25 protein-coding genes are annotated in these 26,430 nt (G+C 65.2%); 14 read left to right on the top strand and 11 right to left on the bottom strand.

Annotation, left to right across the window (positions count from 1 at the left end; translation table 11 throughout):
* Positions 1-46: 46 nt before the first annotated feature.
* A complete protein-coding gene (locus tag OYT13_RS02075; protein WP_268567183.1) occupies positions 47-982 on the top strand; it encodes an SPOR domain-containing protein in 936 nt (311 codons plus the stop codon).
* Between the two features lie 21 nt (positions 983-1,003).
* Here OYT13_RS02075 and OYT13_RS02070 read toward each other — a convergent pair whose 3' ends face one another.
* The 3 genes from OYT13_RS02070 to OYT13_RS02060 form a co-directional block, all read right to left on the bottom strand.
* On the bottom strand, positions 1,004-2,011 hold the full coding sequence (locus OYT13_RS02070; protein ID WP_017233761.1) for an asparaginase: 1,008 nt from the start codon (positions 2,009-2,011) through the stop codon (positions 1,004-1,006).
* Entirely contained in the window at positions 2,008-2,511 is a 504-nt protein-coding gene (gene rfaE2, locus OYT13_RS02065; protein ID WP_017233762.1) for a D-glycero-beta-D-manno-heptose 1-phosphate adenylyltransferase, read from the bottom strand. The genes OYT13_RS02070 and rfaE2 overlap by 4 nt, the downstream gene beginning before the upstream one ends.
* Positions 2,512-2,617: 106 nt before the next feature.
* A complete protein-coding gene (locus tag OYT13_RS02060; RefSeq protein WP_026131919.1) occupies positions 2,618-3,484 on the bottom strand; it encodes a hypothetical protein in 867 nt (288 codons plus the stop codon).
* A gap of 723 nt (positions 3,485-4,207) precedes the next feature.
* Here OYT13_RS02060 and OYT13_RS02055 point away from each other — a divergent pair.
* From OYT13_RS02055 to OYT13_RS02045, 3 genes are all read left to right on the top strand, one after another.
* Positions 4,208-4,768 (top strand): chalcone isomerase family protein, encoded by a 561-nt coding sequence (locus OYT13_RS02055; RefSeq protein WP_261939325.1) that lies wholly within the window; start codon positions 4,208-4,210, stop codon positions 4,766-4,768.
* A gap of 202 nt (positions 4,769-4,970) precedes the next feature.
* Positions 4,971-5,408, top strand: a complete 438-nt coding sequence (locus OYT13_RS02050; RefSeq protein ID WP_017233765.1) for a nuclear transport factor 2 family protein — start codon at positions 4,971-4,973, stop codon at positions 5,406-5,408.
* Positions 5,409-5,521: 113 nt separating this feature from the next.
* Positions 5,522-6,109 carry a LysE family translocator gene (locus tag OYT13_RS02045; RefSeq protein WP_268567182.1) on the top strand — a complete coding sequence of 196 codons (588 nt, stop codon included), beginning with the start codon at positions 5,522-5,524 and terminating at the stop codon, positions 6,107-6,109.
* Positions 6,110-6,136: 27 nt separating this feature from the next.
* Here OYT13_RS02045 and OYT13_RS02040 read toward each other — a convergent pair whose 3' ends face one another.
* The 6 genes from OYT13_RS02040 to OYT13_RS02015 form a co-directional block, all read right to left on the bottom strand.
* Entirely contained in the window at positions 6,137-6,979 is an 843-nt protein-coding gene (locus tag OYT13_RS02040; protein ID WP_150562223.1) for an AraC family transcriptional regulator, read from the bottom strand.
* Positions 6,980-7,006: 27 nt separating this feature from the next.
* Positions 7,007-8,296, bottom strand: a complete 1,290-nt coding sequence (locus OYT13_RS02035; protein WP_017233768.1) for a patatin-like phospholipase family protein — start codon at positions 8,294-8,296, stop codon at positions 7,007-7,009.
* Between the two features lie 110 nt (positions 8,297-8,406).
* A complete protein-coding gene (locus OYT13_RS02030) occupies positions 8,407-9,312 on the bottom strand; it encodes a PhaM family polyhydroxyalkanoate granule multifunctional regulatory protein (protein WP_268567181.1) in 906 nt (301 codons plus the stop codon).
* Positions 9,313-9,456: 144 nt separating this feature from the next.
* On the bottom strand, positions 9,457-10,278 hold the full coding sequence (locus tag OYT13_RS02025) for an enoyl-CoA hydratase/isomerase family protein (RefSeq protein WP_150562221.1): 822 nt from the start codon (positions 10,276-10,278) through the stop codon (positions 9,457-9,459).
* 163 nt (positions 10,279-10,441) lie between these two features.
* Positions 10,442-11,593: an ABC transporter substrate-binding protein gene (locus OYT13_RS02020; protein ID WP_017233771.1), complete on the bottom strand. Its 1,152-nt coding sequence runs from the start codon at positions 11,591-11,593 to the stop codon at positions 10,442-10,444.
* Between the two features lie 276 nt (positions 11,594-11,869).
* The gene (locus tag OYT13_RS02015) at positions 11,870-12,856 is read right to left on the bottom strand and encodes a fumarylacetoacetate hydrolase family protein (protein WP_268567180.1); all 987 of its coding nucleotides are present in this window, start codon (positions 12,854-12,856) and stop codon (positions 11,870-11,872) included.
* 249 nt (positions 12,857-13,105) lie between these two features.
* Here OYT13_RS02015 and OYT13_RS02010 point away from each other — a divergent pair, with 249 nt between their 5' ends.
* The 3 genes from OYT13_RS02010 (at position 13,106) to OYT13_RS02000 (ending at position 15,702) form a co-directional block, all read left to right on the top strand.
* Entirely contained in the window at positions 13,106-14,263 is a 1,158-nt protein-coding gene (locus OYT13_RS02010; RefSeq protein WP_261939331.1) for a DUF3108 domain-containing protein, read from the top strand.
* A 214-nt stretch (positions 14,264-14,477) separates the two neighbouring features.
* Positions 14,478-15,272 (top strand): 3-oxoadipate enol-lactonase, encoded by a 795-nt coding sequence (pcaD, locus tag OYT13_RS02005; protein ID WP_017232001.1) that lies wholly within the window; start codon positions 14,478-14,480, stop codon positions 15,270-15,272.
* A 172-nt stretch (positions 15,273-15,444) separates the two neighbouring features.
* Positions 15,445-15,702 (top strand): BTH_I0359 family protein, encoded by a 258-nt coding sequence (locus OYT13_RS02000; RefSeq protein ID WP_017232000.1) that lies wholly within the window; start codon positions 15,445-15,447, stop codon positions 15,700-15,702.
* Positions 15,703-15,836: 134 nt separating this feature from the next.
* On the opposite strand, the gene OYT13_RS01995 is transcribed toward OYT13_RS02000, so the two are convergent.
* Positions 15,837-16,229, bottom strand: a complete 393-nt coding sequence (locus tag OYT13_RS01995; protein ID WP_017231999.1) for a rhodanese-like domain-containing protein — start codon at positions 16,227-16,229, stop codon at positions 15,837-15,839.
* Positions 16,230-16,375: 146 nt separating this feature from the next.
* On the opposite strand from OYT13_RS01995, the gene OYT13_RS01990 reads away from it, so the two are divergent.
* The 3 genes from OYT13_RS01990 (at position 16,376) to OYT13_RS01980 (ending at position 21,288) form a co-directional block, all read left to right on the top strand.
* On the top strand, positions 16,376-17,518 hold the full coding sequence (locus OYT13_RS01990) for a homocysteine S-methyltransferase family protein (RefSeq protein ID WP_017231998.1): 1,143 nt from the start codon (positions 16,376-16,378) through the stop codon (positions 17,516-17,518).
* A gap of 170 nt (positions 17,519-17,688) precedes the next feature.
* Complete coding sequence (gene metH / locus OYT13_RS01985; protein WP_232424500.1) at positions 17,689-20,394, top strand: methionine synthase; 2,706 nt, start codon at positions 17,689-17,691, stop codon at positions 20,392-20,394.
* Positions 20,395-20,577: 183 nt separating this feature from the next.
* Positions 20,578-21,288 carry an MgtC/SapB family protein gene (locus OYT13_RS01980; RefSeq protein WP_026131610.1) on the top strand — a complete coding sequence of 237 codons (711 nt, stop codon included), beginning with the start codon at positions 20,578-20,580 and terminating at the stop codon, positions 21,286-21,288.
* A 216-nt stretch (positions 21,289-21,504) separates the two neighbouring features.
* On the opposite strand, the gene OYT13_RS01975 is transcribed toward OYT13_RS01980, so the two are convergent.
* Positions 21,505-21,831 (bottom strand): DUF1840 domain-containing protein, encoded by a 327-nt coding sequence (locus tag OYT13_RS01975; RefSeq protein ID WP_017231995.1) that lies wholly within the window; start codon positions 21,829-21,831, stop codon positions 21,505-21,507.
* A 227-nt stretch (positions 21,832-22,058) separates the two neighbouring features.
* On the opposite strand from OYT13_RS01975, the gene argS reads away from it, so the two are divergent.
* The 4 genes from argS to OYT13_RS01955 all read left to right on the top strand — a co-directional run bounded on the left by argS (position 22,059) and on the right by OYT13_RS01955 (position 26,352).
* Positions 22,059-23,780, top strand: a complete 1,722-nt coding sequence (argS, locus tag OYT13_RS01970) for an arginine--tRNA ligase (RefSeq protein WP_369751547.1) — start codon at positions 22,059-22,061, stop codon at positions 23,778-23,780.
* Between the two features lie 66 nt (positions 23,781-23,846).
* Positions 23,847-24,518 (top strand): SPOR domain-containing protein, encoded by a 672-nt coding sequence (locus tag OYT13_RS01965; RefSeq protein WP_261939332.1) that lies wholly within the window; start codon positions 23,847-23,849, stop codon positions 24,516-24,518.
* 249 nt (positions 24,519-24,767) lie between these two features.
* Positions 24,768-25,451 carry a thiol:disulfide interchange protein DsbA/DsbL gene (locus tag OYT13_RS01960; RefSeq protein WP_017231729.1) on the top strand — a complete coding sequence of 228 codons (684 nt, stop codon included), beginning with the start codon at positions 24,768-24,770 and terminating at the stop codon, positions 25,449-25,451.
* Positions 25,452-25,497: 46 nt separating this feature from the next.
* Positions 25,498-26,352 (top strand): SDR family oxidoreductase, encoded by an 855-nt coding sequence (locus OYT13_RS01955; RefSeq protein WP_261939333.1) that lies wholly within the window; start codon positions 25,498-25,500, stop codon positions 26,350-26,352.
* Positions 26,353-26,430 lie beyond the last annotated feature (78 nt).

Raw genomic sequence — 26,430 nt, 5'->3', positions numbered from 1 at the left:
ACATCCGCCCCCCACATGACCGATATTTCGGTATCCCCATCGCAAGATGCCGATCCATCCCCCGGGGGTGCTTGAGATGTTGCGTGCGCTGTTGCTTGTCATGTTTCTCGCGGCGAATGCAGCACTCGCCGCTGTGCAGTTCGGCTGGCTGAAATGGCACGATGTGCTGCCTGCCACCGGCCGCGAACCGGCGCGGGTCGAAAGGCAACTCGAACCGGAGCGAATCCGCTTGACCGGAGCAACGATCAGCGGTCAGTCGCCCGCCGCCTCCCTCCCTGTCGGTGCGTCGGGCGGGAGACACGAATCGCAAGCCTCAGGAGCGGCGACGTCGGCCGGCGCTTCAGGCGCTTCAGGGGCGACCGCCGCATCGGCAGGGTCTTCCAGCCCCGGAACGTCCGAGTCGGCATTGACGACGATGGCCGCAAGCCGGGCCGTCGCCGCCGCGACAACGAACGCGGTATCGGGCGATGCGGCGGCTTCGCAGGCCGCCGCCGCGAAGGTCGCGCCCATCTGTCTGGAAGTCGGCCCGTTCGCCGCCAACGACGCGCAGCAAGCGCGCGGCCTTTTGCTCGCCGCGCTGCCTTCAGGGCAAGGTGACATTCAATCGGTGGCGCTCGACAAGCGGTACTGGGTACATCTCGATCCGGTGCCCAACAAACCCGCCGCCGATAAACAGGTTGCGCAATTGCGTGCAGCAGGGGTGACGGAGTATTTCCTGCTCAACGGCGAAGGCTCGACGCTCGTCGTCTCGCTCGGACTGTTCAACGACAAGGAGCGTGCGGTGCGCTTGATGACCGCCGCGCAGAAGCGAGGCATCACGCCGCAACTGAGCGAAAGGCCCAATGCCAAGAGCCGGATCGTCTACCGGATTGTCGGCATCAACGCGAACGCGGCCGCCCAGATTCGCGGCGTCGTGACACAACAATGGACGGCGCAGTGGGTGCGGACATGCCCCGCCCCGGCCGGTAGCGCGCCGGGGTAATTGAACCGGCCTGCGCCTGGCTCAGCCGACGCGCTTCAACGACACGACCGGCCGCACAATCCCGGTCTGGATACCCCGTGCGTTCTTGACGATCGGCGACACCCACGGCGCCAGTCCGGTCGCCTCGGGCGACTCGACCAACCCGAGAGCCTTGAGTACGGCCACCGCTGCGGTATATAGCGCACGCATATTGCCGTCGACAACTTTGATGGCAATGCCCAGGCCCGCCGAGCGAACGCCGATCGTCTGCACGCCATCGGCGCCGATCTTGGCCACCCAGTCCCCGGGCGCCATGCGCATGAACGCCAGATCGTTGCGCGCCGTGCCGGACACCATCTCCGGCTGCTGCGTCATGGCGGCGAACAAGGTCGAGAGTGCCGCGTCGTCGCTCGCGGCGAGTCGGGCGTACGCGGCAGCGAGCCTGTCGAGCGGCAACGCGTAGTTCGGCGCGGAGCATCCGTCGATGCCCAACGCCAGCGTCTCGCCCTTCACGCCGACGACATCGCCGACGCGTGCGCGAATCGCCTGTTGCAGCGGATGCGCCGGATCCAGGTAGGTATCGAGCGGCAAGCCGTGCTGCGCGCAATACGCGAGAAAGCCCGCATGCTTGCCCGAACAGTTGTGATGCAGCGACGTCGGCTTCAGATCCGCCGGGGCACGTTTTCCGGTGGCGGAGTAAAACGTCGGCATGTGACAGCCGCACTGCAAATGATGCTCGTCGCAACCCGCCTTGCTCAGTAGGCTTTTCACACCATCGACGTGAAACGCCTCACCGGAGTGGCTCGCGCACAGTAGCGCCAGCTCCGGCTGCGTCAGACCGAAATGCGCGACGCCGTCGCCCTCGACGAACGGCAGCGCCTGAAAGGGCTTGAGCGTGGAGCGCGAAAACGTCAGAAACGACGGGTCGCCTGCGGCGTATCGCAAGTGCCCTTGCGCGTCGACCACCGCTACGGCGCCGTAATGCACGCACTCGACGGTATCGACGCCCATCGCGCCGCGCGTGACTTCAACGAGCGGGGCCAGATTCATGATTGGGCGCGCACCTTCTTGAGCAGCGACGTCGTCGAGCGCTGATGTTCGAACGGAATGGCCAACGCCTTGCCGCCCCAGCCACGCACGAGCGCAGACTCCGGCAGCGTGTCCATCTCGTAGTCGCCGCCTTTGACGAGAATGTCGGGACGCACGGCGGCAATCAGCGCCTCGGGCGTCGATTCGCCGAACGTCACGACATAGTCGACGCTTTGCAACGCCGCCAGCAGTGCGGCGCGGTCGTTTTCATTATTGATCGGCCGGTCGTCGCCTTTGCCGAGCGTGCGCACCGAGGCGTCGCTGTTCACCCCGACGATGAGGCACGCCCCCAACGCGCGCGCCTGCGCGAGATAGGTCACGTGACCGCGATGCAAGATGTCGAACACGCCGTTGGTGAACACCAGCGGTCGCGGCAGCGTCGGCGCCAATGCGGCGAGCGCCTCGCGCGGGAGAATCTTGGCCTCGAAATCGGCCGGAGGAATGACTTGGGAAGCGGACATGACGATCGTTCGAAATAGATGCGCTATTGTCCCACGCCGCGTATGTGGCAACAAAAAAGGGGCCGAAGCCCCTTTCCTGTCGAAACCGTCGGCGCCGAACGCGCGATTACGATGCCGTGGCTACGGCCGGTGCGGCCACTGCCGCCAGACGGCTGGTGATTTCCTTGCGGTAACGGTTCAAGTCCTGCGCCGTCGCGAACGTGTGCTCGAACAGCAACGACATGTTGTGCAGAATACGCTCGACGACCTTCTTCTCCCAACTGTCGTCGAACTTGATTTGCTCGTCGAGCCAGTGTTCGAGCCACTCCGGTTCCGGCAAACGCGATTGCACCGTGTCGTTCGGGAACAGGTCCTTGTTCACGTGCAGGTTGGTCGGGTGCAGCGGCTTTTCGGTGCGACGCGCCGACGCCATCAGCACGCCGATCTTCGCGAACGCGGCGCGCGCGTTATCGCCGAAGCTCGTCAGTGCCTTCTTCATGTAGCGCAGATAAGCGCCGCCATGACGCGCTTCGTCGCGCGAGATGATTTCGTAGATGGCCTTGATGACCGGCTCGGTGTGCCATTCGGCCGCACGGCGATACCAGTGATTCAGGCGAATTTCGCCGCAGAAGTGCAGCATCAGTGTCTCGAGCGGCGGGGCCGGATCGAACGGGAAGCGCACGGCGTGCAGCTCGGCTTCGGTCGGCACGAGGTCCGGGCGGAAGCGGCGCAGGTATTCCATGAGCACCAGCGAGTGCTTCTGCTCTTCGAAGAACCAAACGCTCATGAACGCGGAGAAATCGCTGTCGTCACGGTTGTCGCGCAGAAACATCTCGGTGGCCGGCAGCGCCGCCCATTCCGTGATGGCATTCATCTTGATGGTGCGCGCCTGATCGTCGGAGAGTTGGCTTGCGTCGAACTTGTCCCACGGAATGTCCTTCTCCATGTTCCAACGCACTGCCTCCAACGACTTGTACAGTTCGGGATACAGCATTTCGTTCATTTCAATTACCCCCAAGGTCGCGAGACCTTACACCAGGACTCAAGATAGTATTGTGAAAGTTTACGCCGAATTTCGACAGACAAAACGGTGAGCGTGTCGTGGGCGGCCCCCGCCGTCCGACTTCACGTCTTGAACCCTGCCGTCGCTGAAGGACGACGAATTAACGCCTGTAATCTGGCCGCATCCTGGCGATATGGCTTAGAGCGAGCCTACTAAAATATGGCCAAACTCTTGAATCATAACATAAAAGCCGTTTAATCCCGCCAACGTCGCCCCTCGCGTGACAGTAATGCGTCGTAATGTTGACGCCCGTCAAATTGTCACGCAAAGCACCTATGCTCAATGGGCGACAGGCTTTCCGACACACCTTCGGCGGCCAGCCCGGCGCGTGGCCAGCCGCTTGGGCGTCTTGAGCATCAACGCCTGCGAATGCGGACATCACGGCAGCGCGTCAGGGTTTGCCCTTGTGCCATGGGCCTGCGCGCGCGGCGTCCGATGGTCTACGCTGAAATCAATCGTTCCGTAAGTGCGACCGGGTGACAGCCCCCATCCCTGCCGACGCCGACGTTTCCTTTTTCCGCGCCGCGCTTTGAGGAAAGTTCTCAGTCGCAAATACGCAACACGTTGTATCGGCCGGCGCACCGGCAGAACGAGCCATGCGCCGCCAACGGGCCTACCGACTCGACTGGATCCTTGACCGATAAGGAGCCGAGCATGCCCACTCGTCCCGCACTTGCCGCATGGCTACGCACCGTCTGCTTTCTGGCGACGGTGGCAACGGCCCCCGGCGCCCTGGCGTTCGACGCCGGGCAACTCGCGTCGCAAGAAATCCCCACCGCCCATCTGGTCGGCCACGGCTCCTTCACGCGCCTGGGTTTTCATCTCTACGACGCGGAACTCTTCTCAGGCGCCGAGCGCGTCAGCGCGAACTGGAGTGCGCATCCGCTGGTGCTCGATCTGCGCTACGCGCGCAGTTTCAAATCTCATACGCTCGTGCAGCGCAGTCTGATCGAAATGACCAAGCTGCAAGTGGCCACCGATGCGCAACGGGAGCGCTGGGCCGAAGAACTGGCGCGCATCCTGCCCGACGTGACGGCCGGGCAGCACTTGACCGGCGTGTTCCTGCCCGGCGACGGCACGCGGTTCTTCTCGGACGGCAAACTGATCGGTCAAATCGCGGGCGACGCCTTCGGCCGTGCTTTTTTCGCCATATGGCTGGATCCGCGCACCAGTGCCCCCGACCTTCGCGCCGAATTGATCAGCGACGCGCGATAGGTCGCCGGGGCGGCCGACGCCGTCGGGTGTCTCATCCGCGCCACGCACGCTGCAACATCGCGGTGCAAACGTGCGTTGCCGTTGATAATTGACCGAAAGCCGATCCCGACGCCGCGCGCCCGGGATGACGGAGAGCGGCCCCGCCCCGGCCATGGACGGGTCCATCGAATCGCGCTGTCCAGGCGCCCACGCGAGCATGCCTATGGATATCGATCATGCGGCTGCGCTCACGCGCCTGACGCGCTACTTCGAGACCCTCACCCGCCAAAGCGTCGGGAATCTGGGCGAGTTCTACGCGCCCAACGTCTATCTCAAGACGCCGCTGCACGAGGTGCGCAGCGCCGCCGAAGTGGCGACGCTGCTCACGCACCTATTCGAGCGTGTCGACGTGCCGCGCATTGAATTTACCGCCACGCTGCTGCAACACAATCAGGCGCTGCTGGTGTGGAATCTGCATTTCCATACCAAACGGTGGCTTGACGACGAACAGGTCATTCATGGCGCATCGCACCTGCGTCTCGCTGTGGACGGACGCGTGGCCTATCAGCGCGACTATTGGGACGCCACTGAAGATATCTACGTCAAGCTCCCCATCTTTGGACGTTTATTGCGTTGGCTACGCCATCGACTGTTTCGTTGAGACGTCGGCACACGGCCATTTGCCAAAGGGCAGTTTTCTTCAATACACGGCGTCCGTCGCCGCCTACATTCGGAACCTCGCTTCACCCGCTTTCTTCAGTATCGAGGGATCCGATGACACTTTTCTATTCAATGGCGGCGTTCGCGCTGGCCGCTTCGATCTCGCCGGGTCCGGTCAATGTCGTGGCGCTGGGCGCGGGCGCGCGCTATGGCCTCGGACCGAGCCTGCGTCACGTGACCGGTGCGACGGTGGGCTTCGTCGCGTTGCTCTTTGCGGTCGGCTTCGGCGTGCACGAGTTACTGCACCGGATGCCCGTACTGATGCGCGCGATTCAGTGGTTCGGCGTGGCGTTCCTGCTTTATATGGCCTACAAACTGGCGATCGATAACGGCGTGTTGAACGACGCCGACACGCAGCGTGGCCCGACCCTATCGAAAGGCGCCGTCATGCAGTGGCTCAATCCGAAAGCCTGGCTCGCGGCGCTGGCCGGAATGGGCGCGTACACGGCAGGTGATCCCGCGCGCATCTGGCAATTCGCGGCAATCTACTTTGTCGTTTGTTGGTGCTCGGTGGGATGCTGGGCCGCCGCGGGTGCGATGTTGCGTCATCGCATGCGCGACGCGCGGCGCGTGCGGCGTCTGAACTGCGCGATGGCGGCGCTGTTGGCGGGAAGTGCCGTGTATCTTGTCGCGACCGGCTAAGGAAACATGCGCCTTCGCGGCGTCGAATCACGCGGCGTGCGGCTCCCGGTAATGCCCCGGCGTCGTGGCGAGGCGTTGTTTGAAGGCGCGTTGGAAATGCGCCTGGTCCGCGAAGCCCGCATCGAGCGCCACCTCGGCAATGGCATGTCCACGACGCAGTCGGCGCCGTGCATATTGAATCCGCTGGTCCATGAGAAAGGCGTGCGGCGTGAGTCCGTATTGCTCTCGAAAGACGCGTGTCAGATAAGACGCCGACAGGCCCGCCGCCGCGCAAATCTGCGCAAGCGTCAGCGCCTCTGTGCAGTGCGCACGGATGAAATCGGCGGCGCGGCGCAGCTTGTGCGAGTCGTCCCGCATCGGTTGCGGCGCAGGGTTCAACCGCTCATGCACGTCGATGAAAAACTGCTGCACCACGCTCTCGCGCTCAAGCCGGTCGCGCGTCGCGTCGGTGCAAACGTCATAGAGCCGGTTAAGCCCCCGGTACAACACCGGATCGTCAGCGGACATCGGGTCGAACAAATGCAGATCCTGTCCATGCCCGAAACCCAGTTCCCGCTGCGTTTCGCGCAACCACGCCGTGTCGACGAACAGCATCCGATAGGCCCACGCCTCGTCGTCAATGGGATTGCAAGCATGCACCGCGTCAGGGTTCATCACGACAACGCTGCCGCGGCCCACCGTCTCGTGTGCCCGACCATTCCGATAGGTACTACGCCCTCCCGTCACGGCGCCGATGGAAAACGTCTCATGGCTGTGCAACGCGTAGCAGACGCGACGCCCATCGCGCACCTCTCGCGCTTCGAGAAACGGCAGCGCCGGATCGCGCCAGAACGTCGACGGGTACGGACACGCAACAGTGGATTTCGACATAGGGGCGGGATCAGTGAGGACAACAACTCATGCGGCCGGCTTGCCAGTATCCGCCACGGCGGCGGGCGACTCCGCCGATAGCGGTGAATTCGCCGGCAATCCGCCGCCCCCGACCGCGCCGGCCTCGACACGATGGAGCGGGCTCGTGCCATCCGCTTCCGCCACGAGCCATGCGGCAATCGCGTCGCGCTGCGCGTAGGCGTCGGCCTCGCCCAGCGCAATGAGTTCCTGCGTATAAGACGACTCGAACAGCAGGTAGCTGGCGAAGGCCGCGCCGCGCGCTTCGTCCGCCCCGATCGCGCCGAGGATCGTACGAACGGCCCGCGGCAACTGCTGCAGATGACGCGCTGCAATCGGCTCGATGCGCTGGCTTGGCGAGATCAAAAGCGTCTCGATGGGCCGCCAGCCGCTGGATTCGCGTTGCGCCTCGGGCACATGCCGCAACACATTGTTGATGTGCTGGAGGCGTTCCAGATCCGCCGACAGGCCGTCGATGAACACGCTTGCGAGCGCCTGCCCGCCGATCTGCGCCAGACTGGGATAGCCACCGATGCGCTCGCCGCTGCTGTCGAGTCCGTACTGTCCGTGCGCCGCGCCAATGATGAGGATGCGGGTGGCGCCCAGATGGATCGGTGGACTGAGCGGCGCAATCTGGCGCATCGATCCGTCGCCGAAATACTCGGGCTGCCCGTCGAGATCGAGCTCGACGGCGGGGAAAAGAAACGGGATCGCACTCGATGCCAGCAAGTGCTGCACGCTCAGCGGCACCGCGCGCGCCAGGCGCAGCGAACGCTTCCAGGCCTGAATCGGCTCGGCGCTCTGGTAGAAGGTGACATGCTTGCCCGACGAGTACGAAAGCGCCGTCACCGACAAAGCCTCGAGCGCCCCCGACGCGAACACGTCGGGCAGTCGATCGAGACGGATCGCACTGCGCAACATGTCGCCGAGTGGCGACCAATCGAACAGCGAGCGCGGTGAGCGACGCAGCGCCCAACCGAGCGAAAGCGCCGCCAGCCAGCGTGCCCCGGTGCCCGCCATGCCCAGCGAGTCCGCGCGGAACACCTGACCGGCGTGAAATTGACGCCACACCGCGTCCAGCTTCATGACCCCATGCTGAAAATCGTCGGCGTGCGACGCGAGCGCGGCAGCATTGATCGCGCCGGCCGAGGTGCCACAGACAATGGGAAACGGAATCGCGCGACGCGACGGCAGAACCTCGCGTTGGATCGCGGCGATCGCGGCCAGCACGCCCACCTGATACCCCGCGCGTGCGCCACCGCCCATCAGGACGAGGCCGGTACGTTCGCCTGAAATCATGGGGGCCTCCTCCCGCCGTGGTCAACGTTGTGGTTGTCGTTGTCGCTATCGCTATCGCCGTGACCGAAGCCGTCGTCGCGTCTACCGCATGTGCCGTTCGTGCGACCGCCCTACCACTTCCAGGCGGCCTGTTTACCCGGCGTCTTGCCTGCGGCGGGCGCGGCCTTCGCCGACGTCTTGGCAGACGTTTTTGCCGCGGCCGACTTCGCCGGCGGCGTCTTGCTGGCCGGCGCACGCTTGGCAGCGGTCTTGCCCGCCGCCTTGCTCGTACCCGCCGCCCGCTTGGCGGTGCCGGCCTTTGCCGTGGCCTGGCCAGACGCCTGCGTGGGCTTTGCGGGTTTTGCCGGTGCGCTCTGCGTCGCCTTGGCAGCGGCATCCGACATTTGCGCCGCGGCGGCTTCCGTCATTTGTGCCGCAGATACACCGGCCGCCTGCGCAGCAGCGGCAATCTGGTCGAACTGCGTGCGCATGGCGTTGAACCAAAGCGACGGGTCCAACGCACCATAAGCGTTGCCCGCCTGCGCGAACGGCGACTGTGTGTCGCCGCCCGCCGGGGCTTCCTCGGCCGCGGCCGCCTTGGGTTCCGGTTGCGGTTCCGGCTCGGGTTCCGGTGCGCTCGCCTGCGGCTCGACGTCTTGCGCCGGCGCCCCGGCGGCAAACGGCGAGCGCCAGAAGTTCGCCGCGCCCGCCTGTCCGAACGGCGACGCACTCGCCTGCGCGTCGCTCGCGGCGCCGAAGGTGCCGGTGCCGAACGAGCGAAGCGTGGCATAGGTGGCCCGTTGCACTTCGAAGGCCTGGATCGTCGAGCGCAGCACATTCAGATTGAGCGTGAGCCACTGCTCCACCGCACGCATCTCGGCGATGCGATTCTCGATCTCGTCGGGATCGAGCAATGGCGCCGCGCTCTGCATCAACTGCGTGAGCGGCGAGGTGAATGTCGCGGGCGGGCTGAACGCTTCCCACATCTTCTTGAGAATGTCGAAGCCGTTGGGCATGGCACTCGTCGAATCGCTCATTACAGTCTCCAGTCACGGTCGGGGACGCACGGCCCGCGGGGCAATCCCGGCAAGTCGCGCACATCCTGAGCGCCTTTGCGCGCACGTCGGCGCGCGGAGGGCGTATGGATATGGATCATACGCCGAGCGTGCGCCAGTGGTGTGTCAGAACGGGGCGTCGCCGCTGTAATCCGGCGCGCGGCGCTCGCGCAGCGACGCAATGCCTTCGCGCACGTCCGGCCCCGCGAAGCCCATGAATTCGAGTGCGAGCGACGCATCGAACGAGGGCCCCGCGCTGCGCAACCAGTTGTTGAGCGCGTACTTGGTCCAGCGAATGGCCGTGGTCGAGCCACGCGCCAGCTTGTCGGCCACTTCGAACGCGCGCGGCAGCAGGTCGGCCTCGTCGACGGTAAGCGACACGAGCCCGATGCGCTCGGCCTCTTCGCCCGTGACCGGCTCGCACAGCAGCAGGTAGTACTTCGCCTTCGCCATGCCGCAGAGCAGCGGCCAGACGATGGCGGCATGATCGCCCGCCGCAACCCCCAGCCGCGTATGGCCGTCGATGATGCGCGCCGTCTTCGCGGCAATCGAGATGTCCGCGAGCAGGCCCGCGACCAACCCGGCCCCCACGGCCGGGCCGTGCATGGCGGAGACGATCGGCTTGCTGCAATTGATCACGTTGTAGACGAGATCGCGCGCTTCGCGCCACACGCGGGCGCGCACGGCGAAATCGTCGGCCATGTCTTCCACGAGCGACAGGTCGCCGCCGCCGGAGAACCCCTTGCCTTCGCCTCGAATGACGACCGCGCGCGTCTCGGTGTCGCGATCGATGTCGCGCCACACATCGGCCAGTTCCTGGTGCATGCGATGGTCGGCCGTCGACAGGCCGCTCTTGTTCGCCCCGGCGCCCATGATGAGTTCGAGTACGCCATTGGGATGCCGCTTGAATTGCAGCGACTGGTAGTGTTGATAGGGGTCTTGCGACATGGCTTACCGCTCCAAAAAAATATCCCCGCGCAAGCGGGGATGGGGAGACGGCGGCACCGGACAACGCCGATACCACCGACGGTCAATCTGTGGTGGATGCGCGCAGCGTCGGCCGCCTCACCGTCATGCGAGATCGGCAGGACTCACAACTTTCGCGCGGCACTCACGGCGCGAGTTGCCACTTGCCATTCTCGATTTCGACCATCACACGGGCCCGCTGGTCGAGGCCGAGGTGATCGGTCGGGCTCATGTTGATCACACCATTCGTGACGTGCATGTTCTTGCTCGTCTCGAGCGCGTCGCGCAACGCCTTGCGGAATTCCGGCGTGCCCGGCTTGGCCGTCTTCAGCGCGATCGGAATGGCGCGCTGGAGCAGAATGCCGGCATCCCATGCATACGAACCGAAGGCGGCCACCGTGCCAGCACCGAACTTGGCTTCGTACTTCTTGATGTAGTCGAGCGCCACCGCCTTGGCCGGATGATCGTTCGGCAGTTGCGACGCCACGAGCACCGGGCTCGCCGGCAGGTACGTGTTGTTGCAATCCTTGCCGCACACGCGCAGGAAGTCGTTATTGCCCACGCCGTGGTTGTGATACACGAGCCCCTTGTAGCCGCGCTCGGCCAAGGCCTTCGGCGGCAGCGCGGCCGGCGTGCCGGCGGCGCCCACGACGACGGCGTCCGGGTGCGCGGCCATGATCTTCAGGATCTGCCCCGTCACGCTCGGATCGGTGCGGGCGAAGCGCTCGCTGGCGACCATCTTGATCTTGTGCAGCGCGGCGAACTTGGCGACTTCCTCGTAGAACGCTTCACCCAGCGCGTCCCCCTGACCGATGAACGCCATCGTCTTCACGCCATGACGGCTCGCATGCTCGGCGATGGCTGAAGCCATCTGCGCGTCGGTCTGCGGTGTCTTGAACATCCAATAACGCTTGGCGTCGACCGGTTCGATGATGCGGGCCGACGATGCCAGCGAAATCGTGGGCGTCGTGCCGCTGGCGATCACGTCGATCATCGCGAGCGTGTTCGGCGTGATCGACGACCCGATGATGGCGTCGACATGATTCTCGGAGATGAGCTTCTTGGTGTTCTGAACGGCGGTCGTGGTGTCCGACGCGTCGTCGAGCATGATGTACTCGACCTTCTGGCCACCGATCTCGGTCGGCAGCATGGTGATCGTGTTGCGCTCGGGAATGCCAAGTGACGCGGCAGGCCCGGTGAGCGAGATATTCACGCCGATCTTGACCTGAGCGGCAGCACCGCCGGCCATCGCCAGCAACATCGCACCCAGCAGGGCAGTGCGCACGGGGTTTCGCATGGAGAGTCTCCTGATCTGGTCTGGCCCGCGCTCGGTTTTTCTCTTGCGCGGGCCCCCTGGAAAAGGGGCCTCGCGCCGCGCCGGCGAAAATTAGGGCCGGTTCGCCGACCCGATAGGGGTGCGAACCGACTCAAGGAGACAAAGCATAGCGGAGCCGGAATTCCCTGCCATATCCGGGTTCACCCTATTGACGCATCGCCGCGAACGCCGCAAAGGTCCGCGGGACGCCGACTTTCAAGGCCCACAGGCATTTCCCGCCGCGTTGGCGACAAGAAGTCACTCATCCAGCGGCGAAACGGCCTGATCGATGGCGCCGAAGATCGACTTGCCCTGCGCGTCGAACATTTCGATGCGCACGCGATCGCCGTAGCGCATGAACGCGGTCTCCGGCGCGCCCTTGTCGATTGCCTCCAGCATGCGCTTCTCGGCAATGCATGCGCTGCCGCGACTGCGATCCTTATTGGAGATCGTGCCCGAGCCCACGATGGTGCCCGCGCGCACATTGCGCGTCTTGCACACGTGCGCCACGAGTTGGCCGAAGTCGAACACCATGTCTTCGCCGCATTCGGGCGCACCGAACTTCTTGTCGTTCCACTTCACGGTAAGCGGCCGGTGCACCCGGCCAGCGTGCCAGGCATCGCCCAGCTCGTCGGGCGTGACGGCCACCGGCGAGAAGCTGCTTGCCGGTTTGCTCTGGAAGAAGCCGAACCCCTTGGTCAGTTCGGCGGGAATCAGGTTGCGCAGGCTCACGTCGTTGACGAGCATCAACAGACGCACGCCTTCGAGCGCGCGCGCCGGGGTGGCGCCCATCGGCACATCCGACGTCACCACGGCAACCTCGCCTTCGAAGTCGATGCCGAAGTCTTCGGACGCGCAGACGATGTCGTCCGTCGGTCCAAGGAAGTCATCGCTGCCGCCCTGGTACATGAGCGGATCGGTCCAGAATTCGGGCGGCATGTCGGCCCCGCGTGCGCGGCGCACCAGCTCGACGTGGTTCACATAGGCCGAGCCGTCGGCCCATTGGTACGCGCGCGGCAGCGGCGCCATGCATTCGGCCGGATCGAACGCGAAGGCGTTTCGCGCACGCTGGTGATTGAGTTCGGTGTAGAGCGTCTGGAGCTGAGGCGCGTAGAACGTCCAGTCGTCCAGCACGCGTTGCAATGTGGGCGCGATGGCGTCGGCAATGCAGGCGCTCGACAGGTCGCGCGACACGACGATCAGTTGGCCGTCGCGGGTGCCGTCCTTGCGGGTAGCGAGTTTCATGGGATGGAGTCTGCGGGCCACCTGAGGCCCGATAGAATGGCGCGTGAAGCCGAAGATTCTACCTGAGGGCATCGCCCGCCCGTTGAACGGCCGCCGACACGATCTGTCGAACCGAGTGCATCGCAATGTGAGATCCTGAGCCCGTGACGTTCCGGTGGATTGTGGCTCGTGCCGTCGCTCGCTAAACGTCGGAATCGCCCGCATTGTCCGTCTCGCCCTTATTGCTCCTTTTGCCAAGCAGTGCCCAACGTGCCTCCGGCCCCCATCGATTCCCAGGACGCGGTCTTGCCGCCCGCTGGCCCGACACCGTCAGCGGCGGCTCGCCAGCGCGGGCTTTGGCGCACGCGTGGATTCGTCTGGGCGGGCGTGATGGCCGCCGTGCTCGCCGTCCACGGGCTCATCGCATTGTGGGTCGCGAGCGACCGGTCGTCGATGGAAGACACGCCGATTCCCGAGATTCCGGTCACGCTGATTCCGCTCAAACCTGTCGCACCTCCCGCACCGCCGGCGCCGCCCGCACTCCCCGCGCCGTCAGCGCCCAAGCCGGCCGTCAAGCCGCCCCCCCGCAAGCTCGCCCCCCCCGCGCCGCGGGCCGCCCCCAATACGCTTGCCGCACCGGCCACGGCGAACACGCCCGGGCCGCAGGCGGCCTCGCAGACCGTCGCAAGCGAAGGCGACACGTCTGGAGCGCCCGCCAGCAGCGCGCAAGCCACCTCGCCGCCCGGCCCGCCGCTCACGGCAGCCGCCGCCAATGGCGACAGGTTCGATCCGCCGCCCTCCGCCACGATGGCGTACGACGCGTACATGAACGGCGTGCGCAATCAGACCGGCGAACTGCAATGGGTCAACGCAAACGGCCATTACCGTCTGCGCGTGGCGGTGCCGATCATCTTCTTCGGCACGTTCGAGTTCATCAGCGAGGGCGGTTTTGACGTGAACGGCATTGCGCCATCTCGTTATGTGGAAAAACGCGGTCGTCGCGCCGAATACGTCAGTGACTTCCATCGCGATGGCACGCCGATGCTGCACTTCTCGCGCTCCGGCCAGTCCATGCCGCTCGCGCCCGGCGCCCAAGACCGATTCAGCGTGATGATGCAGCTGGCAAGCTATGCGAGAGGCAATCCGGAACGCTACGCACAGGTCGGCGTGACGCACGAGTTCACGGTGGTCGACACGGACAGCAGCGAAGTCTGGCCAGTGCAGTACGTTGGCCAGGAAACCTTGCGCACGCCGCAGGGCTATGTCGAGACCCGCCACTTCACGCGGTTGCCGCGTAAGGCGGGTGACGAGCGACGCGTCGACATCTGGCTCGCGCCATCGCTCAACTGGATGCCGGTGCGCGTCAAGCAAACCGAGCCGTCGGGCAACGAATTCGAACTGGTCTTCACACAGCAATCGTCGCCTTGAGCCGGCTCGGCTCGGACCTCCGGGGCGCTAAACCCCGCGCCCCCATTCGTTAGAATTTCGAGCGATGTGCACGTCGCACCGCGGCGCGGCGCAGTGTTGTCGTGCTACTACGGTTCGCCAGCAGAAGTCCAAGGTTCCTGACATAATCAGAAACATCCCACTGCACCTACGCCACTTCGCCAACGCATCGACGAGATTTGGGGGACCGCTCACCATGAAAGTCAGTGCCAACGGTGCATCGATTCATTACGCGGTGGAAGGCCACGGTCCGTGGGTGACGCTCGCGCATCCGCTGGGCGCGGATCTCACGATCTGGGACGATCTGGTGCCCGACCTCGCGGCCCATTTCCGGGTGCTCCGATACGACAGCCGCGGCCATGGCCGCAGCGACGTCCCCGCCGGCCCTTACACCATCGAACAACTGGCCGCCGACGCGACCGCATTGCTCAATTCGCTGGAAATCCCACAAACGCACTTCGTCGGCATTTCGATGGGCGGTGCCGTCGCGCAACAAGTCGCGCTCGATGCGCCGGAGCGCATCGCCAGCCTGACGTTGATCGACACCACGGCCGGTTACGACGACGCCGACGCGAAGGTGTTTCGCCAGCGCGCCACGCAGGCACGCGAACGGGGCATGAAGGCGCTTGCCGACGGCACGCTCGAGCGCTGGCTGGGCGAGCGCTTCCGCAAGCGCCACCCCGAGGCATCGGAACGCGTTCGCGCGCTGGTGGCCAAGGCGCATCCTGAGGGTTTCGCGGCCGCCTGCGAAGCGCTGGCCGCGTTCGACGTGCGAGCCAAACTGTCGGAAATCGACGCGCCGACCCTGGTGCTGGTCGGGGAAAACGATCCCTCCACGCCGCCGGCCGTCGCGCGACGCATCGCCAGCGGCATCGCCGGTGCCCGGCTGGAAATCGTGCCCGACGCCGCCCATCTGTCGATCGTCGAGCAGAAACAGTTCGTAACCAATGCCCTTGCAACGTTTTTGCTCGGGGCGTCCTCTAACGTGTGAACCAGCAAGCTGCGGGACCTGTAGCGGGATCTTAGACAAGGAGGGCCAAAACCATTGAATTCGTCAGCCGGTGTGCCGATAAGCGAATCATGGGGCACTGCCTCTTGAAATCGCGCCGCGTCGCCCCTATGTGGGTTACTGAGGACCATGCAGGAACACCAGGAGAGTTGCCATGCTCATGATTTACAACAGCCCGAACTACTATGTGGTCGAGTTTGCCGCGGATAACGGCGATCACGCGCTATCTGCCGGTGGCTATGAAATCGTGGACAAAACCGCTGGCCGTGAGATTTTTCTCGACGGCACGCTTGCCCGGCAATTCCGTGAAGAAGTGCAGAAGTTGATCGCCAGCGAGCCCTCCGAGGACGAAGTCGATGAATTCCTCGGCCAGTTCGATACCTTCATGACGAACCCGGTCGTGCTCCACTGACGCCAACACCGCACGCGGTGCCGCCACCCACACCCAACCCTCGCCACGGCGAGGGTTTTTTCATGGCGCCGAAGCTTACCGGCATGTCATGCATCACCGCCTTATCCCGCACGGCAATGGCCTCGCGCAGGCCCTCAGCACTGTTCCCACGGGAGTCCTTCGAAGCGCCACCCGTTCACGGCGTTGCGGTGATGGGTGCCGTCCAGATCGCCCTCGAAGCCATGCAGCACGGCATACACGTTGCGGAACCCGGCCGCCTCGAGCGCCTCGCCGGCCGCAGTGCTCCGGTTGCCGCTGCGACAGATCAGCAGCACGGGACGCTCGCCTCCGGCGCCGGCGAGCTTGCGCACGCTCTGGACGAAATGGGGGTTGATCTCCCAATCCGGGCCGTCGTTCCACGCCACGTGGATCGCCCCGGCCGGGTGTCCCACGAACAAGTATTCCATTTCGCTGCGGCAATCGACGAACAGGGCATTGGCCTTGGCTTGCAGAAACTGGTGAGCGGCGCTCGGGAGCAGGAATTCCATATCGTTGGCGAAAGCGGGTCAGGACGGCGCGGCGCGCGCGTCACGAATCGCCGCCGGCGCCGCCCGGCAGGCGGCGGCGCGCGGGCGGCGGGCGCGAAAACCATTACAATTATAGGTTTTCCGGCCACTCCAAGGCGACGTCCGTCATGACCACCGCTAGCCCATCCGCCGCCAACGCCCATACGGGGACCGCATCGACCACGGCTCCGGCCCGCTCACAGCCACGCTACACGCGGGGTCAGGCACTGCCCGCGCTGCTCGAATCGCGCATCCTGATTCTGGACGGGGCCATGGGCACGATGATCCAGCAGTACAAGCTGAGCGAAGCCCAGTACCGTGGCGATCGCTTCGCCGACTTCGCGCACGACGTCAAGGGCAACAATGAGCTGCTCTCGCTCACGCGCCCCGACATCATCAGCGAGATTCATCGCAAATACCTTGCGGCAGGCGCCGATATCCTCGAGACGAATACGTTCGGGGCGACGACGATCGCCCAGAGCGACTATCACATGGAGGATCTGGCCGACGAGATGAACCGCGCGTCGGCACGTCTGGCGCGCGAGGCCTGCGATGCCTTCAGCACGCCCGACAAGCCACGCTTCGCCGCCGGCGCCATCGGTCCAACGCCGAAGACCGCGAGCATCAGCCCGGACGTGAACGATCCGGGCGCGCGCAACGTCGACTTCGACCAACTGCGCGACGCCTACTACGCGCAAGCCAAGTCGTTGCTCGAAGGCGGCGTCGATCTGTTCCTCGTCGAGACGATCTTCGATACGCTCAACGCCAAGGCCGCGCTCTTTGCCATCGACGAGCTGTTCGAAGACACCGGCGAGGTATTGCCGATCATGATCTCGGGCACCGTCACCGATGCCTCCGGGCGCATTCTGTCGGGCCAGACGGTCGAAGCGTTCTGGAATTCGCTGCGTCACGCCCGCCCGCTCACGTTTGGCCTGAACTGCGCGCTCGGTGCGACGCTCATGCGTCCGTACATCGCGGAACTGGCCAAGCTGTGCAACACCTACGTGTCGGTCTACCCGAACGCCGGCCTGCCCAACCCGATGAGCGATACGGGCTTCGACGAGACGCCCGACGTGACGTCGAGCCTGCTCAAGGAATTCGCGCAGGCGGGCCTGGTGAATCTGGCGGGCGGCTGCTGCGGCACCACGCCGGAACACATCGCGGAGATCGCGAAGGCGCTGGCTGACGTGAAGCCGCGCCGCTGGCCGTCGCAGTATCGCCCCACCGGCGGCGGCGACGGCACGGATGGCAACGACGGCGACGACGCCTGAGCGTAGCCAGCGTCCGCCCGACGAAGACAAGATTGATTGCAGCAAGCCCGGCGCGCCGCCGTCGCCTCTCACGCACGAGGCACGGCCAACGCGCCAACCACTGAACGGATTGCCCCATGAGCCAAACGCCCTTCCTGACGCCTGTCGAATCCGTCGAGCCAGTGCAGCCGATGCGCCTGTCCGGCCTCGAGCCCTTCAACATCGGCGCGGGCACGCTCTTCGTCAACGTCGGCGAGCGTACCAACGTCACGGGTTCGAAAGCGTTTGCGCGCATGATCCTGAACGGCCAGTTCGATGAAGCCCTCGCGGTCGCCCGCCAGCAGGTCGAGAACGGCGCCCAGGTCATCGACATCAACATGGACGAGGCGATGCTCGACTCCAAGGCCGCGATGGTGCGCTTCATGAACCTGATCGCCTCCGAGCCGGACATCGCGCGCGTGCCGATCATGATCGACTCGTCGAAGTGGGAAGTGATCGAGGCGGGACTGAAGTGCGTGCAGGGCAAGGCCATCGTCAACTCGATCTCGCTCAAGGAAGGCCGCGAAGCGTTCGTGCATCACGCCAAGCGGATTCGCCGTTACGGCGCCGCCGCCGTGGTCATGGCCTTCGACGAACACGGGCAGGCCGACACCTACGCGCGCAAGACCGAGATCTGCGCGCGCAGCTATCGCGTGCTCGTCGACGAAGCGGGTTTCCCGCCCGAGGACATCATCTTCGATCCGAACATCTTCGCGGTGGCCACCGGCATCGAAGAGCACAACAACTACGCGGTCGACTTCATCAACGCCACACGCTGGATCAAGGCGCACCTGCCCGGCGCGAAGATCAGCGGCGGGGTGTCGAACGTCTCGTTCTCGTTCCGCGGCAACGACCTCGTGCGCGAAGCGATTCACACCGTGTTCCTGTACCACGCGATTCAGGCGGGCATGGACATGGGCATCGTCAACGCCGGTCAGCTCGGCGTGTATGAGAACCTCGATCCCGAACTGCGCGAGCGCGTCGAAGACGTGGTGCTCAACCGCCGCGACGACAGTACCGAGCGTCTGCTGGAAATTGCAGAGCGCTTCAAGGGCGGCGCGCAACGGCGCGAAGAGAACCTGGAGTGGCGCAACCAGCCGGTCGAAGCGCGTCTCGCGCATGCGCTGGTGCATGGCATCACCACGTTCATCGTCGACGACACGGAAGAAGTGCGCCAGAAGATCCACGCCGCGGGCGGCCGTCCGATCCAGGTGATCGAGGGCCCGCTCATGGACGGCATGAACGTCGTGGGCGATCTGTTCGGCGCGGGCAAGATGTTCCTGCCCCAGGTCGTCAAGAGCGCGCGCGTGATGAAGCAGGCCGTCGCGCATCTGGTACCGTTCATCGAAGAGGAAAAGGCGCGCATGGCCGCCGCCGGGGAAGACGTTCGCTCGAAGGGCAAGATCGTGATGGCCACGGTCAAGGGCGACGTGCACGACATCGGCAAGAACATCGTGACCGTGGTGCTCCAGTGCAACAATTTCGAGGTGGTGAACATGGGCGTGATGGTGCCCTGCGCCGACATTCTCGCCAAGGCGAAGGAGGAAGGCGCCGACATCATCGGCCTGTCGGGTCTCATCACGCCGAGTCTGGAAGAGATGGCCTACGTCGCCTCCGAAATGCAGCGCGACGATTACTTCCGCCTGCGCAACATTCCGCTGATGATTGGTGGCGCCACGACGTCGCGCGTGCACACGGCCGTGAAAATCGCGCCGCACTATGACGGCCCCGTGATTTACGTGCCCGACGCGTCGCGCTCGGTGTCGGTCGCCTCGAATCTGCTGTCGGACGAAGCCGCCGAGCGATACCTCGAAGAGGTCAAGACGGATTACGAGCGCGTGCGGGCACAGCATGCCAATCGCAGGGCCACGCCGATGGTCTCGCTCGCCACCGCGCGGGAAAACAAGTTCAAGATCGATTGGTCGACGTACGTCCCGCCCAAGCCGAAGTTCATTGGCCGGCGCGTGTTCAAGAACTACGACCTGGCTGAACTGGCGGACTACATCGACTGGGGCCCGTTCTTCCAGACGTGGGATCTGGCTGGCCCCTTCCCCGCGATTCTCAGCGACGCGATCGTCGGCGAGTCGGCCCAACGCGTCTTCGCGGACGGCAAGGAGATGCTGGATCGCATGATCAAGGGCCGCTGGCTGACGGCCAACGGCGTGATCGCGATGCTGCCCGCCAACGTGGTCGGCGACGACGACATCGAAATCTATACGGACGAGTCGCGCTCGGAAGTCGCTTTCACGTGGCATAACCTGCGACAGCAAAGCGAGCGGCCCGTGGTCGACGGCGTGCGTCGCCCGAACCGCTCACTGGCCGACTTCATCGCGCCCAAGGACAGCGGGGTGGCGGACTACATCGGCGTGTTCGCGGTCACGGCCGGTCTCGGTGTCGACGCCAAGGAAGCCGGCTTCCTCGCCACACACGACGACTACAGCGCGATCATGCTCAAGGCATTGGCCGACCGACTCGCCGAGGCGTTCGCCGAGTGCATGCACGCGCGCGTGCGTCGCGAGTTCTGGGGCTACGCCAGCGGCGAGCAGCTGGACAACAATGCCCTCATCAAGGAAGCGTACGTCGGCATTCGCCCGGCCCCGGGCTACCCGGCTTGCCCCGAGCACTCGGTCAAGGGACCGATGTTCCACTACCTGCAAGCCCATGAAGTCGGCATGAGTGTGACGGAATCGCTCGCCATGCTGCCCGCCGCGAGCGTCTCGGGCTTCTACCTGTCGCATCCGGACAGCACGTACTTCAGCGTCGGCAAGATCGGCCCCGATCAGGTCGAGGACTTCATGGAACGCGCCAACGTGGACGAGGCCACCGCCCGGCGCCTGCTGGCCCCGCAACTGTCGTAATCGCATGCCTTCGCGTGACCCGGTGGGCGGCATGACGACTGCACGCCGACGCCGGTGTCACGCCCCTGTCGCAACCGACGCGTAGTGTCCCGCCCGTTCGGGCTGAGCCGGCAGATCGGATCCTCGGCCACCGGCGCCTTGCCATCTGTCGACCGGCTCACTTCGAGAGGTTCCATGCACGCATTGCAAAGCATTCAGAATTTCCACCTCCTGCCGCTGCTCAACACAGCCGTCTCGCTGCTCGTCGCGTTTATCCTGGGCACGATCATCGGTGTGGAGCGTCAGGTCCGCCAGCGCACGGCCGGTCTTCGCACCAACGTGCTCGTGGCCGTGGGGGCCGCCGCCTTCGTCGACTTGTCGATGCGGCTCATGCCCGGCGATACGCGCGTGATTGCCTACGTCGTGTCGGGGGTCGGCTTCCTCGGGGCCGGCGCCATCATGAAAGACGGCGCCTCGGTGCGCGGCCTGAACACCGCCGCCACGTTATGGGGCTCGGCCGCCGTGGGCGCCGCCGCCGGGGCCAGTCTGATCGTCGAAGCAGTCGTCGTCGCGGGCTTCGTGCTGGCGGCCAATACGTTGCTGCGTCCGGTTGTGAACCGCATCAACCGCGCCCCGATCAACGAGGCGACGTCGGAGGCGACTTACGCGCTGTCCGTCATCTGCGCCCGCACGACGCAACGAGAAGTGCTCGACAAGGTGGAAGCCTGGCTCGAAGCGTCGAACTATCCCGTGCGCGCGCTCGATATTCACCCGTTCGGCGAAGCCGACGTCGAGATCGAAGCGCTGTTGCTGCCCACCGCCGTGCAGGCTGGCGAACTCGACGCCCTCTCCGATCATTTGGAAACGCTGCCGGGGGTGAATCAGGTGTTCTGGTCGAGCCGTTCGGACGACTAGGGGAAACATGCCGAGTGATGCGCGATGACGGCCCATGTGAGGGCGTCGCCGCATCGATCGCTGGCACTGAAAGTTGCAGATTCCGGGACGGGGAACTCACGCGAAAGCGAGAGGGTTGGCGAGCGACGCGCTCGGACGAGGGGCGCGTCGTGCCGGACGAGGGGGGGGGCGCCTGCCCTGCGCTGTCTGCGAGGGCCTGCCGTTGCCTTCGACCGCTTAGCGGCGGCCAGTCTCCCACATCACGGCGACGTTTTCCTTGCGGGACTCGCGCAGCATATCGAGCAGCGGATACGCACGTTGCGCCAGGCGCAGACGATCCTCTTCCTCTCGTTCGCCGGACTTCTTGCCTTCGTTTTCCTTCTTCGCGGCGGCATTGTCTTCCGCGATGGCGGCTTCCAGCTTCGCAATGGCCTCGCCCATTTCGTCCTCGCCGATGGCACCGCGCTCGCCAAGCTTCTTGCCGACCAGCCCGAGCAGAAACTGCGCGAGATTTTCCAGCATGGTGATTGTGGGCGAAGCGTGCGACTTGAACGTTACCAGCATGGTTGTCTCCCTATTGGCGTTGTGACCCCCTCCGCCGCCCCGAGCGCATGTCACGCAACGCGTGGGATCAGCGGGTACCGTGACTTCATCATACACCTGTTAAAATCCGGTGCTGACGATTCAATTGCCTGTCCGGACGCGTCCGGACGCACCCGAAACACCCGCCAATGCTACCTGCACAAAAGAATGCTCTCGTCGCGCTGATCGGCGACGTCGTCGCCGGTCTGATGCCCGCAGACGGCACTGCGACCCCCGCGCAAAATGCGCCGGCCTTGCCGACTATCCTGCTCGAACGCCCGAAAGTCGCCGCGCATGGCGATCTGGCCTGCAACGTGGCAATGCAACTCGCGAAGCCGCTGCGCGCCAATCCGCGCGAGCTGGCCCAGAAGATTGCCGACGCCATCCTCGCCGACGCCCGCGCGAGCGGACTCGTCGACGCGGTTGAGATCGCCGGCCCCGGCTTCATCAACCTGCGTCTGGCCAACGCCGCGAAGCAGTCGGTGGCGCGCGCGATCCTGACCGAAGGCGCCGCCTTCGGCCACTGCGCTGTGCGCCACGACGACGCGCCGGTGCTCGTCGAGTTCGTCTCGGCCAACCCGACCGGCCCGCTGCACGTGGGTCACGGCCGTCAGGCCGCGCTCGGCGACACGATCTCGGCGCTGCTGGGCACGCAAGGCCATCCGGTCCATCGCGAGTTCTATTACAACGACGCCGGCGTGCAGATCCAGACGCTCGCCACCTCGGTGCAGGCGCGCGCACGCGGCCTCAAGCCGGGCGACGCCGAGTGGCCGGAATCGGCCTACAACGGCGACTACATCGGCGACATCGCACAAGACTTCCTCGCACGCAAGACCGTGCAGGCCTCCGACGGCGCCCCGGTCACCGGCAGCGGCGACATCGAGGACATCGATTCGATCCGCGCATTCGCCGTGGCCTATCTGCGCCGCGAGCAGGACATCGATCTGCAGACCTTCGGTGTGCGCTTCGATCAGTACTACCTCGAGTCGTCGCTCTATGCCGACGGCAGTGTCGAGCGCACGGTGCAGGCGCTCGTCGACGCGGGCGTGACGTACGAACAGGACGGCGCGCTGTGGCTGCGCACGACCGATTACGGCGACGACAAGGACCGCGTGATGCGCAAGTCCGACGGCACGTACACGTACTTCGTGCCGGACGTTGCCTATCACACCCGCAAGTGGGCGCGCGGCTTCCATCAAGTCATCAACGTGCAGGGGTCGGACCACCACGGCACTATCGCCCGCGTGCGCGCGGGGTTGCAGGCCCTGGGCATCGGCATTCCGACGGGCTACCCCGACTACGTGCTGCACAAGATGGTCACCGTTATGCGCCACGGCGAAGAGGTGAAGATCTCCAAGCGCGCGGGCAGCTACGTGACGGTGCGCGACCTGATCGAGTGGTCGGGCGGCATCACGGCCGAAACCCCGGTCACGGATCCGGCCGAGCGTGAAGCCGCCCTGCGCCGTGGCCGCGACGCCGTGCGCTTCTTCCTAATTTCGCGCAAGGCGGACACCGAATTCGTGTTCGACGTGGATCTCGCGCTCAAGCAGAACGACGAGAACCCGGTGTACTACGTGCAGTATGCGCACGCCCGCATCTGCTCGATCCTCACGCAATGGGGCGGCGACGACGCCCGTTTGGCCCACGCCGACCTCGCGCCGCTCGACAGCGAACGCGCGCTCGCGCTGCTGCAACTGCTCGCCGAATACCCGGACATGCTCACACGCGCGGCCGAGGAACTTGCGCCGCACGCCGTGGCCTTCTATCTGCGGGATCTGGCGGGGGCGTTCCACTCCTTCTACAACGCCGATCGCGTGCTGGTCGACGACGAGACCGTCAAGCACGCGCGTCTGGCGCTGCTGGCGGCCACGCGTCAGGTGCTGCGCAACGGTCTTGCCGTGCTGGGCGTGTCGACCCCGGCCAAGATGTAAGCCCCAGTTATCCAACCCTTCCGAACGGCAAACGCATCGGAACTCTGTAAGGACGGAATCGACTCGATGGCACACACACGTCGGCCTCCCCGCCAGCGGGGCGGTACTTTTCTGGGCATCGTGCTCGGCCTGATCGTTGGGCTGGCCGTTGCCGTCGTCGTCGCGCTCTACATCACGAAGACGCCGACCCCATTCGTCGAAAAGACGCCGCCGCGCCCGGCCGATAACTCGCCGGCCGCGCAAGCGCCCGATCCGAACAAGTCGCTGCAGCCGCGCACGCCGCTGCCGGGCGCCGCGTCGGCCGTGGCCGGGCCGGAGTCGGCCTCGCAGGCCGTGACGTCGCCGCTCGTACCCGGCACACCGGTCACGTCGCCCACCGCGTCCGCGCCCACGGCACCGGCCCCGACAAAGCCGTCGCCCGCCGATATTCTCAGCGGCAAGTCGACGGTGCCGGTCGCGCCGCAGACCACGCCGCCCGCCAGCGCGACGGACACCGCCAACACGGGCTACTACCTGCAAGTCGGCGCATTCAAGTCGCAGAGCGACGCCGAGCAACTGCGCGCCAAGTTGGCGCTCTCGGGCTTCGAGGCGAAAGTCACGCAGCGCGATGCCAACGGTCTGACGCTCTACCGCGTGCGCCTCGGCCCGTATGGCAAGCTCGACGAGATGAACCATGTGCGTCAGCGCCTGCAGGATGGTGGCTACGACACGGCCGTGATCCGCTTCACGAAGCAATAAACGCAAGAGGCGTTGCTCGATAAGGGCAACGCCTTTTGTTTCGTCGCCCGGCACCGCGTCGCGCCCGTGCGGAATGCATGCCCCACCGGCGGCATCGCTCGGGAAACGCCGGGGTTGCCGGGAGGTTGAACCCGGCAGCGCGGCGCTGGTCATACGCACTAGCTTATCTGTCTGAATCCGGGATATGGTTTCGCAGGAACGCCGACCAACCGATGGCTGGCGCGTCTGCCTCACTCCTCAACAACGATCATGAAAAAACTTCTTGGTACCGTTCTGCTGTCTTTCGGTTTCCTTTGCGGCGCCGCCTCGGCCTCGCCCGAAGCCCCGGTCGCGGGAACCGATTACCTGGTGTTGCCGCAAGCACAGCCCACGTCGGCCGGCGCGGGCAAAATCGAAGTCACCGAATTCTTCTGGTATGGCTGCCCGCACTGCAATGCGCTCGAACCGTCGCTGGAAGCGTGGGTCAAGAAGCAAGGCAAGGATGTCGTGTTCAAGCGCGTGCCGGTCGCCTTCCAGGACCGCTTCGAGCCGCACACCCGTATGTTCTACGCACTCCGCGCGCTGGGCCGCGAAGCCGAACTCACGCCGAAGGTCTTCAACGAGATCCACGTCAAGCACAACTATCTGCTGACGGCGCAGACCCAGGCCGACTTCCTCACGCAGTTCGGCATCGACAAGCAGAAGTATCTCGACGCCTATAACGGCTTCTCGACCCAGGCCAGCGTGAAGACGGCCAACAAGACGTGGCAGGACTACAAGATCGACGGCGTGCCGACGATCGCGATCCAGGGCAAGTACCTGGTCTCGCCGGCCACCTCGGGCGACGCCCTGCAAAAGGCCGGCAAGCCGGCCACGACCGAGCAGCAGACGTTCGATGCGGCGCTCAAGACGGCCGACGCCATCATCAACCAGATCCGCGCGAAGAAGCTGTAAGCTTCGCCGCTCACCCAGCCCGGCCCCGGCCGGGCTTTTGCATTAGATGGCAACACACACGACATCACCGAAGGTCTTTATCACGGGCGCCTCGAGTGGATTGGGCGAAGCACTCGCACGCCACTACGCCGCGCAGGGCGCCATCCTCGGGCTGGTGGGCCGACGCGGCGACAGGCTCGCCGATCTGGCCGCCTCGCTCCCCCATCCGCATGCCGTACATAGCTACGCGCTCGACGTGCGTGACGCGCTCGCGTTGCGCGCGGCGGCCGACGACTTCATGGCGCGTCACGGCGTACCGGACATCGTTATCGCGAATGCCGGCATCAGCCACGGCGTGACGACTGAAGACCCGGCCGATCTGCCGCACTTTGCGTCGGTCATGGACACCAACTGGCTGGCGATGGTGGCCACGTTCAGCCCCTTCGTCGCGCCAATGCGCGAACGCAAGCACGGCACGCTCGTCGGTATCGGCAGCGTGGCCGGTGTGCGCGGTCTGCCCGGGCATGGCGCCTACAGCGCATCGAAGGCCGCCGCGATGACGTACCTCGAAAGCCTGCGAGTGGAATTACGCGCCGCCAAGGTCGCGGTCGTGACGATTGCGCCCGGCTACATTCGCACGCCAATGACGGATGGCAATCCGTTTCCGATGCCGTTCCTGATGCCCCCGGACACGTTCGCGCGCAAGGCGGCCGCGGCGATCGCTCGACGCAAGCGCTTCGTGGTGCTGCCGTGGCCAATGGGCGTGGTGGCCTGCGTCATGCGATGCCTGCCGCGCTGGCTTTACGACGTGCTCTTCGCCCGTGCGCCGCGAAAGCCACGGTTGTCCGAGCGCAACGTACAAAACGCCCCCTCGGCCCATGCCGACCCGCCGCCCGACGATCCCTCAACAGGCCCCAAATAGCGGCCAACGCAGGGATATTCCCCAAATCCAAGGGTGAAACCGGGGGAAGCTCAATGTCACGCGTTACATTGCTCCGAA

The sequence above is a fragment of the Pandoraea sp. XJJ-1 genome, from assembly GCF_026802345.1.
Taxonomy (GTDB): Bacteria; Pseudomonadota; Gammaproteobacteria; order Burkholderiales; family Burkholderiaceae; genus Pandoraea; species Pandoraea cepalis.
Note: the sequence above shows the minus strand (reverse complement) of the source record. Positions and strands in the feature narration are given on the sequence as shown.

What these genes read in the sequence shown, in the direction of transcription:
- OYT13_RS02075 (WP_268567183.1), top strand. Translation starts at nt 47, where the DNA reads ATGCCGATCCATCCCCCGGGGGTGCTTGAGATGTTGCGTGCGCTGTTG.
- OYT13_RS02070 (WP_017233761.1), bottom strand. Translation starts at nt 2,011, where the DNA reads ATGAATCTGGCCCCGCTCGTTGAAGTCACGCGCGGCGCGATGGGCGTC.
- rfaE2 (WP_017233762.1), bottom strand. Translation starts at nt 2,511, where the DNA reads ATGTCCGCTTCCCAAGTCATTCCTCCGGCCGATTTCGAGGCCAAGATT.
- OYT13_RS02060 (WP_026131919.1), bottom strand. Translation starts at nt 3,484, where the DNA reads ATGCTGTATCCCGAACTGTACAAGTCGTTGGAGGCAGTGCGTTGGAAC.
- OYT13_RS02055 (WP_261939325.1), top strand. Translation starts at nt 4,208, where the DNA reads ATGCCCACTCGTCCCGCACTTGCCGCATGGCTACGCACCGTCTGCTTT.
- OYT13_RS02050 (WP_017233765.1), top strand. Translation starts at nt 4,971, where the DNA reads ATGGATATCGATCATGCGGCTGCGCTCACGCGCCTGACGCGCTACTTC.
- OYT13_RS02045 (WP_268567182.1), top strand. Translation starts at nt 5,522, where the DNA reads ATGACACTTTTCTATTCAATGGCGGCGTTCGCGCTGGCCGCTTCGATC.
- OYT13_RS02040 (WP_150562223.1), bottom strand. Translation starts at nt 6,979, where the DNA reads ATGTCGAAATCCACTGTTGCGTGTCCGTACCCGTCGACGTTCTGGCGC.
- OYT13_RS02035 (WP_017233768.1), bottom strand. Translation starts at nt 8,296, where the DNA reads ATGATTTCAGGCGAACGTACCGGCCTCGTCCTGATGGGCGGTGGCGCA.
- OYT13_RS02030 (WP_268567181.1), bottom strand. Translation starts at nt 9,312, where the DNA reads ATGAGCGATTCGACGAGTGCCATGCCCAACGGCTTCGACATTCTCAAG.
- OYT13_RS02025 (WP_150562221.1), bottom strand. Translation starts at nt 10,278, where the DNA reads ATGTCGCAAGACCCCTATCAACACTACCAGTCGCTGCAATTCAAGCGG.
- OYT13_RS02020 (WP_017233771.1), bottom strand. Translation starts at nt 11,593, where the DNA reads ATGCGAAACCCCGTGCGCACTGCCCTGCTGGGTGCGATGTTGCTGGCG.
- OYT13_RS02015 (WP_268567180.1), bottom strand. Translation starts at nt 12,856, where the DNA reads ATGAAACTCGCTACCCGCAAGGACGGCACCCGCGACGGCCAACTGATC.
- pcaD (WP_017232001.1), top strand. Translation starts at nt 14,478, where the DNA reads ATGAAAGTCAGTGCCAACGGTGCATCGATTCATTACGCGGTGGAAGGC.
- OYT13_RS02000 (WP_017232000.1), top strand. Translation starts at nt 15,445, where the DNA reads ATGCTCATGATTTACAACAGCCCGAACTACTATGTGGTCGAGTTTGCC.
- OYT13_RS01995 (WP_017231999.1), bottom strand. Translation starts at nt 16,229, where the DNA reads ATGGAATTCCTGCTCCCGAGCGCCGCTCACCAGTTTCTGCAAGCCAAG.
- OYT13_RS01990 (WP_017231998.1), top strand. Translation starts at nt 16,376, where the DNA reads ATGACCACCGCTAGCCCATCCGCCGCCAACGCCCATACGGGGACCGCA.
- metH (WP_232424500.1), top strand. Translation starts at nt 17,689, where the DNA reads ATGCGCCTGTCCGGCCTCGAGCCCTTCAACATCGGCGCGGGCACGCTC.
- OYT13_RS01975 (WP_017231995.1), bottom strand. Translation starts at nt 21,831, where the DNA reads ATGCTGGTAACGTTCAAGTCGCACGCTTCGCCCACAATCACCATGCTG.
- argS (WP_369751547.1), top strand. Translation starts at nt 22,059, where the DNA reads ATGCCCGCAGACGGCACTGCGACCCCCGCGCAAAATGCGCCGGCCTTG.
- OYT13_RS01965 (WP_261939332.1), top strand. Translation starts at nt 23,847, where the DNA reads ATGGCACACACACGTCGGCCTCCCCGCCAGCGGGGCGGTACTTTTCTG.
- OYT13_RS01960 (WP_017231729.1), top strand. Translation starts at nt 24,768, where the DNA reads ATGAAAAAACTTCTTGGTACCGTTCTGCTGTCTTTCGGTTTCCTTTGC.
- OYT13_RS01955 (WP_261939333.1), top strand. Translation starts at nt 25,498, where the DNA reads ATGGCAACACACACGACATCACCGAAGGTCTTTATCACGGGCGCCTCG.